Origin of the sequence: Ensifer sp. LC384, from assembly GCF_001695865.1 — a bacterium.
Lineage (GTDB): Bacteria > Pseudomonadota > Alphaproteobacteria > Rhizobiales > Rhizobiaceae > Ensifer.
The window spans coordinates 179,278-193,490 of record NZ_MBST01000078.1 but is presented as its reverse complement, the minus strand read 5'-3'; the positions used below and the strand labels follow the sequence as shown (position 1 = coordinate 193,490).

Below are 14,213 nucleotides of genomic sequence, written 5' to 3'. Positions count from 1 at the left end.
TTTGTCGTTATTCTGCCGGATCGATCCGGCCCCGTCCAGCAAGTTCCTTCAGCCACTTGCGATGGTGGCGCCAGGCCCAGCCGCCGGTGACCGAGCCCCGCGTCATCGCCCGCAGCGTACCGCGGGTCCATATCGCGGCGTAGACATGCAGGATGAAGAGCAGGATGATCAGCACCGCAGAAACGGAATGGGTCAGCACGGCAATGCGCCTGACGTCGATGGGCGTTGCCTCGCCGAAATACTGGTCCCAGATGATGATGCCGCTGACGATCAGCACGATGATGAAGAACGCCATACCCCAGAAGATGAACTTCTGTCCGGCATTGTACTTGCCGATCTCCGGCAGCCGTTCCTCATGACCGTTGACCACGTCGCCGATCTGCGAGACCCACTGCGCGTCGGTCCTGTTCGGCAGGTTGGCTCGCCAGAGCTGCGCGAAGAAAATGAAAAAACTCAGGAACAGAACGACCCCGATCCAGGGATGCAGCATGCGCGTGTTCTGGCCGCCGCCGAACAGGTCCGTCAGGAAGAACAGGGACGGATGGAACATGGAGAGGCCGGACAGCAGAAGCAGGATCAGGCAGGAAGCCGTAATCCAATGGTTGAGGCGCTTGCCGGGTCCGTAACGACCGACTGTTACCGGCGGGCCGCGATGGATCGTGTCTTCGGGCTGCACATCGTTCGACCTGGGCATCAGGCGCCCTCCCTGAGATCCTCGGCTTCCTCGACGAGCTTTTCGGCACTGACCTCGTCCTCAGGCTCGACCCGGTTCGCCTTGCCGAACAGGCCGTGCAGGATCGCGCCCGCAGCCGCCAGCCCCATCGCCGCAAGGCCGGTATATTTGGTCACGCCCTTCCACACCTCGATGACGGCGGAAATCTTCGGGTCGTCCGGCAGGTCGGCATAGATATGCGGCTTGTCGTTGTGATGCAGGACATACATGACATGGGTCCCGCCGACGCCGGGCGGATCGTAGAGGCCGGCATTGGCGTATCCGCGCGACTTGAGATCGGCGATGCGCTCGTCCGCATGCTTCTTCATGTCGTCCTTCGTGCCGAACACGATCGCTTGTGTCGGACAGGCCTTGGCGCAGGCCGGCCCCTGCCCCATCGCGACGCGGTCGGAACAGAGCGTGCATTTGTAGGCGCGGTGATCGACCTTCGAGATACAGGGAATGTTGAACGGACAGCCCTTCACACAGTAGCCGCAACCGATGCAGTTTTCATGGATGAAGTCGACGATGCCGTTGGAATATTGCACGATCGCGCCCGGTGAAGGGCAGGCCTTGAGACAGCCCGGATCGGCGCAGTGCATGCAGCCGTCCTTGCGGATCAGCCATTCCAGATTGTCCGTCTCCGGGTTCACCCATTCGGTAAACCGCATCAGCGTGAACATGTTTTCGGTCAGGTCATGCGGGTTCGTATAGACCCCGACATTCTCCTCGATATCCGGAAACGTGTCGTTCCACTCGATGCACGCCGACTGACAGGCCTTGCAGCCGATGCATTTGGAAACATCGATCAGCTTGGCGACCGGCGTCAGCTGCCGGTCCGGCGGCGGCAGCTCGCTCGTGGCGGAGCGGCGAACGAGATCGCGCTGCGTGAGGTTGCTCTCCATCGGCTGGACCGGCGGGTTGCTGACGGCGGTGCGCGGGCTATCCATCACGCTATGCCCTCCTTGTCCTTTGGCGGCGTCGAAGGCTCGATATTGACGAGGAAAGCCTTGGACTCAGGCGTCTCGATGTTGGCATCGCCGACGAAGGGAACCAGCGAATTGGGGCCGAAACCCTTTTTCGCAGAACCGGTGAACCCCCAATGTAGGGGGATGCCGACCACGTGAACCGGCTTGCCGTCGCAGATGAGCGGCCGGATGCGTTTGGTCACCACTGCCTTGGCTTTGACCTCGCCGCGCTTCGACCAGACCCTGACCCAGCCGCCGTTGGTTATGCCCCGCTCCTGCGCCAGTTCCTCGGAAATCTCCACGAAGAATTCCGGCTGCAGCGCCGCGTTGACGCGGTTGTGCTTGGTCCAGAAGTGGAAATGCTCGGTGAGCCGGTAGGATGTGGCCGCATAGGGGAACTCGTCCGAAAGCCCCAGCTGCTTGGCGTCATCTTCGAAGATACGGCTGACCGGATTGCCGCGCATCTTCGGATTGAAGACGTTGGCAACCGGCGATTCGAACGGCTCCATATGCGCGGGGAACGGGCCATCGCGCATCATTCCGCGGGTGAACAGACGCGCGGTGCCCTCCTGGTTCATGATGAACGGGCCGACATCTCCGGGCTTGGCCGTCGGCGCAATGTCGGGAATGTCATAGCCTGTCCACTTGGCACCGTCCCATTCGAGCAGCTTGCGGCTCGGATCCCAGGGCTTACCCTCTAGGTCGGCCGAGGCGCGGTTGTAGAGCGTGCGGCGGTTGAGCGGCCAGGCAAAGGTCCAGCCGAGATAGGTTCCGGTGTCGTCGGGGTCGTGATTGTCCCGGCGAGCCATGTTGTTGCCCTGCTCGTTAAAACAGCCGGAATAGATCCAGCAGCCGGACATGGTCGAGCCGTCGTCGCGAAGCTGCGAGAAGTTCACCACCTGCTTTCCGGCCGGCACGAGAACCTTGGTGGGATCGGCCGGGTCCATGACATCGCTCAATGCTCGCCCGTTGATCTCCCTGGCGAGTTCTTCGGCCGTCGGCTCGTTCTCGTCGGCATAGTCCCATGACAGGTTGAGGATCGGGTCGGGGAAGGCGCCACCCTCCGTGCGGTAGAGTTCGCGCATCCGCAGGAAAATCTGGGCGATGATATAGGTATCGTGCTTGGCTTCGCCCGGCGGCGTCCCGCCAGCCCAGTGCCACTGCAGCCAGCGGCCGGAATTCGTCAGCGACCCGTCCTCCTCGGCAAAACAGGTCGTCGGCAGCTGAATGACTTCGGTCTGGATCGAGGCCGTATCGACCGGGTTGAAATCGCCGTGGTTTTCCCAGAACCGCGCCGTCTCCGTTTCCAGCGGATCCATGGTGACAAGCCACTTCAGGTTCGAGAGAGCCTTGGTGTTCTTGGCACGGTTGGGGAAGGCGAGCAGCGGGTTGAAGCCCTGACAGAGATAGCCGTTGACCTTGCCGGCATGCATCAGCTCAAACACGCGCAGCACGTCGTAGGATGGCACATCGAGCTTGGCTAGGTAATTGAAGGCCCAGTCGTTGTCGGCCCGCGCGGCGTCGCCCCACATGGCCTTCTGGAACGAGACCATGAACTTGCGGTAGTTCTGCCAGTAGCTTGTCTGGCCCGGCCGAAGCGGTTTGAACTGCCGCGTCGACATGTAGGTTTCGAAGTCCTCGTCCTTCTCGGTCGGCGCCGTCAGGTAGCCGGTGAGCAGGTGCGACATGAGGCCGAGATCGGTCAGGCCCTGGATGTTGGAGTGGCCGCGAAGGGCGTTCATGCCGCCGCCGCGCACACCGATATTGCCGAGGATCAGTTGCAGCATCGCCATGGCGCGGATGTTCTGCGAGCCGTGCGAATGCTGGGTCCAGCCCAGGGCATACATCGACGTCATCGTCTTTGTCGGCGTCGAACACTCCGAGATCATCTCGGCAACCCTCAGAAATTTCTCCTTCGGCGTGCCGCAGATGCGCTCGACCATTTCAGGCGTGTAGGGCGCCAGATGCTCCTTGAGCAGGTTCCACACACAGCGGGGGTGCTGCAGCGTCGGGTCGGTCACGACGAAGCCGTCGTCGCCGATCACATAGTCCCAGGTCGAACGGTCGTAGTCGCGCTTCTCCGCATCGTAGCCGGTGAAGAGGCCGTCCTTGTAGCCGAAGCCATCCTTCACCAGGTAGGCTGCGTTGGTGAAGGCCTTCGTGTACTCCCACTGCACCCTGTCGTTGTCGATGCAATACTTCATGACGCCGTTCAGGAACGCGATGTCGGTTCCCTGGCGAATGGGCGCGTAGTAGTCCGAGACCGATGCGGTACGGGTGTAGCGCGGATCGACGACGATCAGCTTCGCGCCGCGATGAGCCTTGGCTTCCGTGACCCATTTAAAGCCACAGGGATGGGCTTCGGCCGCATTGCCGCCCATGACGACGACGAGGTCGGTGTTCTTGATGTCGGTCCAGGAGTTGGTCATTGCTCCACGGCCAAATGTTGGGGCGAGACTCGCCACCGTAGGGCCGTGTCAGACGCGTGCCTGATTATCGAAACCGACTATTCCCAGGCTCTTGGCGAACTTGAAGGTCGCCCAGGCCGTTTCATTGGTTGTTGCAGATGCCGCCAGCATGCCAACGGTCGTCCAGCGGTTGACCGGTATGCCCTTGGCGTTGGCCGCAAGCAGGTTCGCATCGCGATCGTCCTTCATCAGGCGGGCAATCCGATCGAGAGCATCGTCCCAGGAGATCCGCTCGAAGGTGTCGGAACCGGGCTTGCGCAGCATCGGATGTTGGAGGCGGGTCGGCGATTTGACGAAGTCCTTGAGCGCCGCCCCCTTGGGACAAAGCGTCCCGCGGTTCGTGGGGTGATCAGCGTCGCCTTCGATATGGACGATGTCCGCCGTCTCGCCTTTTCGAGGATCGCCCTTCGAATAGATGATGACGCCGCAGGCAACGGAACAGTACGGGCAGGTGTTGCGGGTCTCGGTCGTGGTCTTCAGCTTGAAAGCACGCACATGCGCGATTTCCGCCGCCTCGGATTCGCCGAAGCCCATTGCTCCGACGGAAGTTGCCACGACACCCGCTCCGGCCAGCTTCAGAAAGCTGCGCCGCGAGAGGTCTATGTTCATAGATGGCCTCCCTTTCCCGATACTTCGTGTGCTGGAGTCTATTGCTCGGCGCCAGCAAGTCAAGGTGCGCCGCCTGCGCAACTGTTGACGCGCCGACAGCGCTTCTTCGCGCGAAACGGCCAATTGGCGGCGCGATTCCGGCAACAGACATGGAAGCGGCGTTCCGCCTCCTTCGGGTGCCTGTCGGTATCAGGTCCCATGCCTCCCCTGTCGTCTCGCTGTTACATCGGGGTGCTAGGCGCCGCCTGTAAATTCATCCCGCCTCTGCCGGATGAGACCCAAATTCAGGAGCGTGCCACCATGGTACAAAATAAACCGGCGACAACGAGACATTCCTTCCACATGAAGCGGCGAACAGTTCTGAGCGGCGCACTTGCCTCGCTGGTGTGCGCGCCGTTCGTCGCGCGCAGTGCCTCGGCCCAAGCAAGTTCCGGTGAACTGCGGATCAGCGCATGGGCCGGCTATATTTCGCCGGAAATGCTCGCGGCATTCGAGAAGGCGACCGGCATCAAGGCAAGCTACACGCCTTACGGCACCAACGATGAAATCCTCAGCCTGATGAAGGTCAATCAGGGCGAGGGGTTCGATGTGATCTGGCCAGCGCTCGACCGTGTTCCGAACTATGTCGAAGCCTCGCTCGTTCAGCCGATCGACGAAAAGCGGGTCGAATGGGACCGTTGCATCGAAAGCGCGGTGAAGAGTTCGGAGACACTCGGCGCAGTGGTCGACGGAAAGCGCTATCAGGTGCCGACCGATTGGGGCACGGAGGCCATCGCGTTCGACACGGAAAAGGCGCCGCTGCAATACGGCACCGCCTCCTATAGCGATCTGTGGAAGCCGGAGATGGCCGGCAAGGTCACGGTCCGCGGGCATTCGGCCCTTGTCGGCCTGGCGCTGTGGCTCGAACAGGAAGGCAAGCTCCCAAAGCCTTTCCTGGACAGCTTCAAAGATCCGGAAGCGATGCGTGCCAACTACGATGTGGTTCTTGAAGAAGCACTCGCCCGCAGGGCGAATGTTGCACAGTTCTGGTCGAGCCAGAACGAGGCGCAAGGTGCCTTCCGCACCAACGGCTGCATCCTCGGGCAGACGTGGGATTCGACGGCGGCCGGCCTGAAGCAGGAAGGCATGCCCATCGGCTATATCGCACCGAAGGAAGGCGCGCTTGCGTGGATGGAAGGCATCTCCCTTCCGGTCGGCGCAAAAAACATCGATCAGGCCTACGCGTTCATCAACTGGATGCTGACACCCGAAGCGGGCGCCATGTACGCCAGTCACGCCAAGGTCAACACGACCGCCAAGGGTGCAGAAGCGCTGCTGCCTGCCGACGCCAAGGCCTTCTTCGAAACGGCCTATCCGGGCGACGCGCTCGAAAAGTTGTGGTGGTGGCCGGTGCAGGAAAGCTGGTTCGTGGAACTGCGCACCGAATACCAGGACCGTTTCCTCAGCGCCTGACGCTTTTCCGTCAGGCAACGCGCGCGAGCGCGACGCACATACGATTGGCGGCGCAAGCCTTGAAGGCGAGCGTCGCCCATCCCCTCATTCCCAGGAATATTTGATGCCATGACCAATACCGTCAGCCTGCTTGATGTCGAAATGCGCTTTGCCGCCAGCCTGGCGATCCGGCGCATGTCCCTCGAAGTAAGGTCGGGGGAGTTCTTTTCGATCCTCGGCCCGTCGGGCTGCGGCAAGACCACGCTCTTGCGGATGATATCGGGCTTCCTCCAGCCGACCTCGGGCAAGATCCTGATCGACGGCCAGGACATGCGCGATGTTCCGGCCAACCGCCGCTCGACGGCGATGATCTTCCAGTCCCTGGCGCTCTTCCCGCTCATGCCGGTGTGGGAAAACATCGCGTTCGGCCTGGAAGTGCGCGGCATGAGCAAGGCCCGCCGACGCCAGGAAGCCGAACGCTTGCTGGAGCTTATCGCGCTGCCTGGCTACGGCGAGCGCATGCCGCACGAACTGTCAGGCGGACAAAGACAGCGTGTTGCTATCGCCCGCGCACTGGCGATCGAGCCCAAGGTGCTGCTTCTCGATGAGCCGCTATCTGCGCTGGACCTCAAGCTACGGCAGCGGATGCGCGCCGAACTTCGCGAACTCCAGAAGCGCACCGGCGTCACCTTCATCTACATCACCCACGATCAATCGGAGGCGCTGGCGATGTCCGACCGCGTTGCGGTGATGAGTGCCGGCGAATTGCAGCAAGTGGGCGAGCCGCTTGAACTCTATACCAACCCCGCGACCGCATTCGTCGCCGAATTCGTCGGCGAGAACAACATCATGTCCGGGACCGTCATCGACACCTTCGGCGACTACGCGGTTCTTGAAGGCGCACATGGGCGCTTTGTCGGACGGCGCAGCGCGACCCTTCGGCCGCAGATGAAAGCACGACTGTATGTTCGCCCGGAATCGCTTTCGGTCGATCGGCAGGAAACCGAAAACCGTCTGGTCGCCATATCCAAGCGCTTCGACTTCGAAGGCGCCTTCGCCACGGCGCATGCGGTCGTTCCGCATGACAGCGATCCGCTCAGCGTCCAGCTGGCAATCCCGCATCAGCACCTCGGCCAGGCACCCGACATCGGCAAGTCCTTTGTGGCCGGCTTTTCTCGGCAAGACGCGGTCGTTCTCGCCCATGAATGAGATCACCCAGCGCTTCGGTAGGCCTCTCGGAGCCTGCTTCATTTTGCTCGTACTGCTTTGGCTGGCCGGCCTCGTCCTCGTTCCCAACCTGACCATGCTCGACTTCGCCCTTCGACCGAACCTGCCTGCAACGCAGCTCGGCGGGCCGAAGGATGGCTATTCGTTCGATAACTTCCTCTACCTGTGGCACCACCCGTCGCATGGCTGGATCTTCCTGAAGACGATCTGGTCGAGCGCGCTCGTGACCGTGCTGACGTTCCTGATCTGCTATCCCCTCGCCTATTGGCTGGGACAGGTTTCCACACCAAGGCAGACGTCCGCTCTGCTTGTGCTTTTGACCGTACCCTATCTGATGAACGAGGTCCTGCGCGGGCTTGCATGGTACATCATCCTGGCCTTCGACGGCCCGCTGAATGCGGCGCTTGTCCATCTCGGGCTGCTCAGCGAACCCGTCCGGTGGTATGGCGACGGCGGCGTCCTGGCCGGCATGGCCTACGCTTATCTGCTGTTCATGCTCTTGCCGATCTACAACTCCGTCAGCACGCTCGATCACGCGCAAATCGACGCGGCCCGCGACCTTGGCGCCGGGACATTGCGCATCCATCGCCGGGTCGTTCTTCCCCATGCCAAGGTGGGCATCGCGACGGGTTGCGTCTTCACATTCATGCTGGCCGCCGGAAGCTACATGGCGCCGGCGCTGCTCGGCGCGCCGGGCAGCCGATGGTTCACGCAGCTGATCTACGATTGGTTCTTCGAAAGCGGAAACTGGAACCGCGGCGCCGCCTATGGCGTCACGCTGCTCGTGCTTTGCCTTGTCGCGGTGCTCGGGATGCTGCGGTTGTTCCAAGTCAATCTTACGAGTGCGGTCAAATGACTGATATGCCCATAGCGACCGCCAATTCACACAAGCCTGCATCTCCGCTTCGTCATCGGTTCTTAGCGTCTCGTTTGCCGGACGTGCTGCCGCGTCTCGCCTTTCGCCTCTACTTCGTGTTCTTCCTCACCTATCTTCTCCTTCCACTCCTGATCCTGGCAGCAGCAACGTTCAACAGGAGCAGCTTCCCCACGATCGTTCCCTGGCTCGGGACGACGGACATGTGGATCGCTGCGCTGTTTCGCGACGGCGAAATACTGAAGGCACTCGGCAGTTCCGCGGTGATCGCCGCCGGCGTCATCGCCATTTCGCTGCCTGTCGGAACGGCCGCCGCCCTGGTGCTGACGAGCCTGCATGGCCGCGCCCGCAGCGTCCTCTATGCCATGATGGTATCGCCCTTGCTCACGCCTGGCGTCGTCATCGGCATCGCCACGCTGCTGTTCTGGCGCAAGGTGGGCGTTGGCGGCGGCGTCGCCCTCAGCATTCTCGCCCAGTCTAGCTTCATCATCTCGTTCGTCATGCTGATGGTGGCCGCGCGGCTGCAGCGCTTCGACAGAACGATGGAAGACGCGGCACTCGGGCTCGGCGCGTCCCGCGTCTATGTGTTTCGCCGGATCTTGCTGCCCTTCCTGCGGCCGGCGCTCGTCGGCGCCTGCTTCATCGCATTGCTGCAATCGTTCGAGAACTACAACACCACACTGTTCGTTCGTGGAACCGAGACACCGCTTACGATCTTCATCGCGTCGAAGGTTCGCGCAGGTCTGACCCCGGTCATCAATGCGCTCGGTCTCATGATGATGGTGGCCACCGTTATCGGTGCGGTGCTCTGGGAAGTCGTACGGCACCGCAAACGCAGCACCCCGGGGGCGGGACGTTAGTCGGCACCGCATTCGCTCATGAAACCGCGTCAAAGCCCTGGCGGCCGCGACGCGCAAACCGCTGTCACTTAGACATAATGGAGAATGATCGTTGAAACACGGTGCTTTCGCTGTCGGCATATCGGCAAGAAACCGGGCCGGAGACCTGTCAGACCTTGGCGACGAGCTCGACAAGATCGAAGCATTGGGCGTCGATCTCATCGAACTGCCGACCTTCGACTACGACCTCGTGATCGGCGGACGTATCAGGGCGCCCCAACTCGCAACCTTGCAAAACGCCTGTGCCGGGCGGTCGGTAGCCTATTCCGTGCACGGTCCGTTGGCGATCAACCTCATGGATGAGCCCGCGCGCGCGCCTCGCCATCTTGAGGTGCTTGAAGCATCGCTCGACGTCGCGCAGGCCGTTGGCGCCCTTCACTATGTCCTTCATTCCGGCCTGACACATGAAACCGAGCCGGCGAAGCTCGGCGACGCCTACGCCCGCCAACGGGAACTGCTGACCCGAGCGGCTGAGCTTGCCCGCGAGCGCAACCTGATCATCTGCGTCGAAACCCTGTTCGAATACGACGGCTGGAAGCACGCCTCCAGCCCGAAACGGCTGGCGGAGGAGATCGCGATCGTCGATCATCCTCACATCATGGCGACGATCGATTTCAGCCACAGCTATATCAAGCTGGATGCCGATGGGCGCAGGGAAAGCTTCGTGGAGGAGATTGCGGCACTGGCGCCGGTGGCCCGTCATCTGCACGTTCACGACAGCTTCGGCCGGCAAGACGATCTCTGGGTCTACACCCAAGGCGAGCGCCTGGCCTACGGAAACGGCGACCTGCATCTGCCGGTCGGATGGGGCGACATTCCCTGGACGCAGCTCCTTGAGGAGTGCGTGTTTCCTGAAGGTGTTGTCTTCAATATCGAGCTCGACCCGCGTTACTGGCATGTGGCACGGGAATGTGTCGACTTCACCCGGGGACTTGCCAGCCGGGCCCAGACAAAAGGATGCGGTGGCCGGAGCAAGGTCGCCTAGATGTGAGCTTTCAGTAGGTTGTCCATTCGGACCGAACCGAGGAGGGAACCGCCATCTCATACCTCACGAAACCATTCACGGACCAAATGCTCAAAGCGTTCTGTGAGGGATGAGCGGAGGCTATCGGCCAGGAGTAAACGACGGGGCTGAAGTCGATGGCTTGGCTTAAGCCTTGTTCTCCAATGCGCGGGCGCAGGACGTCTGGGCAAGAGCCGATGGCGTCGAACGCCGGCCTTAGCGCGATATAGCACGCCACCAGAGGGATCGTGCACCACCTCCCGATAGAATAGGCTTTCCGCCATGAACGCAGCGGGCAATACTCGCGCCATTGCCCACTGCGGCCTTCCGCACCGTCATGAGATGCGGTGAACGCATCCGCCTGAACCGGTTTACCCGTCGAACCGGCCGTTCGAGATATCCTCGGCCGACTTCACGGAAATCGCGACGCTGACGCCTTTGATAACCGAGCCTCCGGCTTTCTGAAGGTCAACGACGGCCTGCAAGGCGCCTTTGACCGGCACCGTCATCGGTGCAACCGTCCCCGCCTCCAGGTCAACAATGTAAAGCCCCTCCTCGCCGACGAGGCCTAAGATAGCGACTTTTGCCATACATACTTCCCCCTGGTTTCCATTCTCAGAAGCCTGCCTTCTTGAGACCTTCACGATAGATGTCTTTGTGCCATTTTTCCTTAATCGGCACGATGGACAGCCAATTGTCCACGTCAAATTCAGGATGGGTTTCGCGCGTCCTCGCAACGAACGTTTGTGCCTTGTCGCGATGGCCGAGCATGGCCCAGCTCGCGGCCGCCAGCCGGTCGGCGAGGCTGCCATCTGCCATTCTGTCGATGTAGCCCAGGGTTGCCTCGAAACGCCCGAGGCCGTAACAGGCGCCCGCCGCCGTCCACAGGTACGAATCCGGGCTTATGGGGTTGAGTTCAATGGCGCGCTCGATCGTCTGACACGCCGTATCCAGACGCGAACAATGGGCCAAGGCGTCGGCATGGTCCGCGATGATATCCGCATAATGCGGACTAAGCGTCTCCGCCAACTGCAAGGTTTCAACACTCTCGTCGAGAGCGCCCTGCAGCAGCTTGGCTACGCCAAGCTCGCGGTAACCATCCGCCATGTCGCTGCTCGTCTCAATGGCCTGCAAGGCATAGGTTTCCGCCGACTTCAGCAAATCGGCCTCGCCTCGCGCTGTGAGGATCCACTCTTCCGAATAGGTTCGTGCAAGCGAACTCAGAGCCGGCGCGAAATAGGCGCTTTCCTGCAAAACCGCCTTCATCTCCTTTCGGGCGCGATGCAAATTGGGCAGCGTCAAGCGGTCGAAGAACTGCCGTCCTAGAAGATAGCGGTGATAGGCAGCCGGATTCCGATCGAAATTGGATCGCGTGATCCTGTGTCGCTCGATTTCGCTTGCCACCGAGAGGGCCAGGCGCCCGGATATGTCGCGTCTGTTCTGCGCAAAACGCGCGCCATCGAGGCTGAGCCGCTCGGCCCAAACGATCTCGCTGGTCGGGAGAAACACAAGCTGCAAGAACAAGGAAAGTTCCTCATCCACGCCGCTCAACCGCGTCTCGAGCACATAGGTCAGGCCATGATGTTCAAGCATCGCCAGCTGGCCTTCGGTCTTGCGGCTTATCTGCAAAGCCGAATAAGGTGCTAGCACCTGAACGCTGTTCAGCACACAGAAGCCGATGGTGATGTCCTCCAGAAGCGAGGTCACGATCATCGCGGCGGCGGGTTCGCGGCTGTAGTTACTGGGTGGCAGCAATGCCAGGCGCGGCAGGCAAGGTGTTGGAGGTTCATCCAGTCCGGCCGGATTGATCGCCTCCACGGTTGCTGGGCGGGCGGCGATCTTGACCGGCGGCGATTGACGCTTCTCCTTCATCCAGGATGAGAGCATCTCGTTGCGCCGTTCAAACGTGCGTCGAAGATGATCGACCTCTCCCTGCACATCGTAGGCCTGCAGCAGGAATTTTCGCGCGATCTGGTCGTTTGAGTCCGTCAGGAAAACGTGAAGCGCAGCCTGCTGGACGACGGCGCGTTGCTCGGCTGTCTTGGCCAGAGACGCCATTGTGCGCAGGGCGTGCTCAAGCGCGGCCGACTGCCGCTCTCGTTGCTGCGCTACCCAGTGACCAAACAGGGGATTGCGAAGGTCGGTTTCGCCCAGAAACACCGATCGGAGCCGGTCGACAAGCGTTTTGAGTTCATCGAACGAGCCCTGAGGTTCGGCCGTCGCAAACAGCGAAACATCGCATTTGAGCAAGGATGGCTTGAGCTCGACCTCGCGGCTGGAAAATGCAAGAAAATGCGCATCGAGTTCCGATTGACGGCTCCTGATCCGCAAGACCAACCGGCGAAGATTGGTAAATGCCGTAGAAGGCGCTCCTCTACCCCAAAGCAGTTCGGCGACTTCCGTTCTGGTCGCGGTCCGCCGCCCGGTCGAAATGAGGTAGGCAAGGATCACCAGTGCCTTTTCGGAAAAGGGGATGGCCTGCCCTCGCTCATCGAGCAACTCCAGACCGCCAAATGTCCGCAGGGAGAATGCAGTGGACTGTGGTTCGCCGCCTGAATCCACTCGCCCGCCCCCTATCAGATTCCAACACGATCCTAAGTTGAAGTATTCAGAAGCCCGTGACGAAGTCAACTTACAGTATCAAGAACCGCGTTGGAAGTGTTGCGAAACGCGCGACCTGTCGACGACACCCGCGCGGAAGATTTTCGAGTTGCTGCCGCCGGCCTACTGCATAATTCCTTAAATCGGAATCGATTTAAGGAGAAAATTATGCAGCAAGTTTAGGGTGTTACAGCGTCCTTAGCGCGTCAGATTTGACGCGCGGCGCTGTAGAGTGTTTCCGGTTGAGACGGAGTCGCAGAAGCGCTCTAGCTCTTTGTTTTCACGCATTTCCTGACGGAAAACCGTTTCGCACTTTTCCTGGAAATACTCTAGTTCGGGGCGATCGCCTTGAGCCCGGCAGAACTGAGATGGCCGCACCGCCAGACGCCATAGCCAGCGTGTGTGTCCCAGTCATAGTAGAAAGCGGCCGTCAATCGCCCCGACGACATGAGGGCTCGAAAGGCGGACCGGATCGCCGCGACCGCATCGGTGCGCTTTCGATCGTCGAGCGGACAGGAGCGGGCGGAGTTTGCCACCCCCCACTCTGTAATCCAGCAGGGCTTGCCCCTGTCCCCCGCCCCGCAGAAACGAAGGAGTTCGCTGATATAGCCGGAAAGCTTCGGCCCTGCCTTGCGTCCCGGATAGACATGAATGCCATAGGCATCGACATGCTCGTCGAGCCCGAGCAGTCTAAGGAGCGAAATCACTTCTTCCGGGTCCAGGCGTTCCATGCCCCTTTGGTCCGCCTCCCCGGCGCTCATGTCGGACAAACCGGCAGAAACGACCGCTGCATCGCTGCTATGGATCGTCGCCTTCAGCTCCTGCCGGGTAATTCTGGCAATCTCGACATAGGTTGCCAAACCACGCTCGAAGGCCATGCTGTTGCGAATATCGGAGGCGCGACGCGGCGTCGAAGCACCAGGCTTTCGAAAGACGATCAGGTCGCCATTATAGGCGCTGTAGTTGATCTCGTTGCCAGGCTCGACCGCCATGAGCTTGACGCCGGCCTCGTCCATCCGTCGAAGCGCCGCCTTGAGGTTTTCGCGGTACCTCGCCGGGTCGAGGTCGGAAAGCCGGCGAATGTCCCATATGCGCCCGAAGCCGGTGCGGGCGCGCACCTCATCCGCATAATAATCCGGGTTGCTCAGCTGGATCTCCAGCAGGATCTTCAGCCCGAGGCGATGGGCGATTTCGACCGCGTCGATGCTCCGGTCGACCGGGGCCGACAGGGAGAGCCGCACGTGGGTTACGCCGCTTGCGGCGATGTCGCCCAGGATTTTTCCCTGCTCGTGCGGTGCCAGCCAAGCCAGGTTGACCCGATTGATTCCAACAATACCGGCCGGGTTTCGGTCCCGTCCGATCGCCGAGCCCGGTTCCAAGGCAAGAAGCAAAAGCAGCGCGCAAAGAAGCACCATGCGCGC

11 protein-coding genes are annotated in these 14,213 nt (G+C 61.1%); 5 read left to right on the top strand and 6 right to left on the bottom strand.

Annotation, left to right across the window (positions count from 1 at the left end):
• Window positions 1-7: 7 nt before the first annotated feature.
• Genes BC363_RS31525 through fdnG form a run of 3 tightly spaced genes read right to left on the bottom strand, consistent with a single transcriptional unit; the run spans window position 8 to window position 4,757 of the window.
• Window positions 8-694 (bottom strand): formate dehydrogenase subunit gamma, encoded by a 687-nt coding sequence (locus BC363_RS31525; protein ID WP_065785202.1) that lies wholly within the window; start codon window positions 692-694, stop codon window positions 8-10.
• Window positions 694-1,665, bottom strand: coding sequence for a formate dehydrogenase subunit beta (gene fdxH, locus BC363_RS31520; RefSeq protein ID WP_065785201.1), 972 nt, complete (start codon window positions 1,663-1,665; stop codon window positions 694-696). The genes BC363_RS31525 and fdxH overlap by 1 nt, the downstream gene beginning before the upstream one ends.
• Window positions 1,662-4,757 carry a formate dehydrogenase-N subunit alpha gene (gene fdnG / locus BC363_RS31515; protein WP_141690507.1) on the bottom strand — a complete coding sequence of 1,032 codons (3,096 nt, stop codon included), beginning with the start codon at window positions 4,755-4,757 and terminating at the stop codon, window positions 1,662-1,664. The genes fdxH and fdnG overlap by 4 nt, the downstream gene beginning before the upstream one ends.
• Window positions 4,758-5,099: 342 nt before the next feature.
• Between fdnG and BC363_RS31505 the strand changes: the two genes are divergently transcribed.
• From BC363_RS31505 to BC363_RS31485, 5 genes are all read left to right on the top strand, one after another.
• Complete coding sequence (locus BC363_RS31505; RefSeq protein ID WP_083223602.1) at window positions 5,100-6,209, top strand: extracellular solute-binding protein; 1,110 nt, start codon at window positions 5,100-5,102, stop codon at window positions 6,207-6,209.
• Between the two features lie 108 nt (window positions 6,210-6,317).
• The gene (locus BC363_RS31500) at window positions 6,318-7,397 is read left to right on the top strand and encodes an ABC transporter ATP-binding protein (RefSeq protein ID WP_065785198.1); all 1,080 of its coding nucleotides are present in this window, start codon (window positions 6,318-6,320) and stop codon (window positions 7,395-7,397) included.
• A gap of 43 nt (window positions 7,398-7,440) precedes the next feature.
• Entirely contained in the window at window positions 7,441-8,271 is an 831-nt protein-coding gene (locus BC363_RS31495) for an ABC transporter permease (protein ID WP_244519988.1), read from the top strand.
• 83 nt (window positions 8,272-8,354) lie between these two features.
• The gene (locus BC363_RS31490) at window positions 8,355-9,149 is read left to right on the top strand and encodes an ABC transporter permease subunit (protein ID WP_244512809.1); all 795 of its coding nucleotides are present in this window, start codon (window positions 8,355-8,357) and stop codon (window positions 9,147-9,149) included.
• A gap of 91 nt (window positions 9,150-9,240) precedes the next feature.
• Complete coding sequence (locus BC363_RS31485) at window positions 9,241-10,173, top strand: sugar phosphate isomerase/epimerase (RefSeq protein ID WP_065785195.1); 933 nt, start codon at window positions 9,241-9,243, stop codon at window positions 10,171-10,173.
• A 389-nt stretch (window positions 10,174-10,562) separates the two neighbouring features.
• On the opposite strand, the gene BC363_RS31480 is transcribed toward BC363_RS31485, so the two are convergent.
• From BC363_RS31480 to BC363_RS31470, 3 genes are all read right to left on the bottom strand, one after another.
• Window positions 10,563-10,781, bottom strand: coding sequence for a hypothetical protein (locus BC363_RS31480; protein WP_065785194.1), 219 nt, complete (start codon window positions 10,779-10,781; stop codon window positions 10,563-10,565).
• 25 nt (window positions 10,782-10,806) lie between these two features.
• Window positions 10,807-12,753, bottom strand: a complete 1,947-nt coding sequence (locus tag BC363_RS31475; protein WP_065785193.1) for a hypothetical protein — start codon at window positions 12,751-12,753, stop codon at window positions 10,807-10,809.
• Between the two features lie 368 nt (window positions 12,754-13,121).
• Entirely contained in the window at window positions 13,122-14,207 is a 1,086-nt protein-coding gene (locus tag BC363_RS31470; RefSeq protein ID WP_244519987.1) for a glycoside hydrolase, read from the bottom strand.
• Window positions 14,208-14,213 lie beyond the last annotated feature (6 nt).

Excerpts from the sequence above, each read along its gene's own strand:
- BC363_RS31525 (WP_065785202.1), bottom strand. The coding sequence starts at position 694 with ATGCCCAGGTCGAACGATGTGCAGCCCGAAGACACGATCCATCGCGGC.
- BC363_RS31505 (WP_083223602.1), top strand. The coding sequence starts at position 5,100 with ATGAAGCGGCGAACAGTTCTGAGCGGCGCACTTGCCTCGCTGGTGTGC.
- BC363_RS31500 (WP_065785198.1), top strand. The coding sequence starts at position 6,318 with ATGACCAATACCGTCAGCCTGCTTGATGTCGAAATGCGCTTTGCCGCC.
- BC363_RS31480 (WP_065785194.1), bottom strand. The coding sequence starts at position 10,781 with ATGGCAAAAGTCGCTATCTTAGGCCTCGTCGGCGAGGAGGGGCTTTAC.
- BC363_RS31470 (WP_244519987.1), bottom strand. The coding sequence starts at position 14,207 with ATGGTGCTTCTTTGCGCGCTGCTTTTGCTTCTTGCCTTGGAACCGGGC.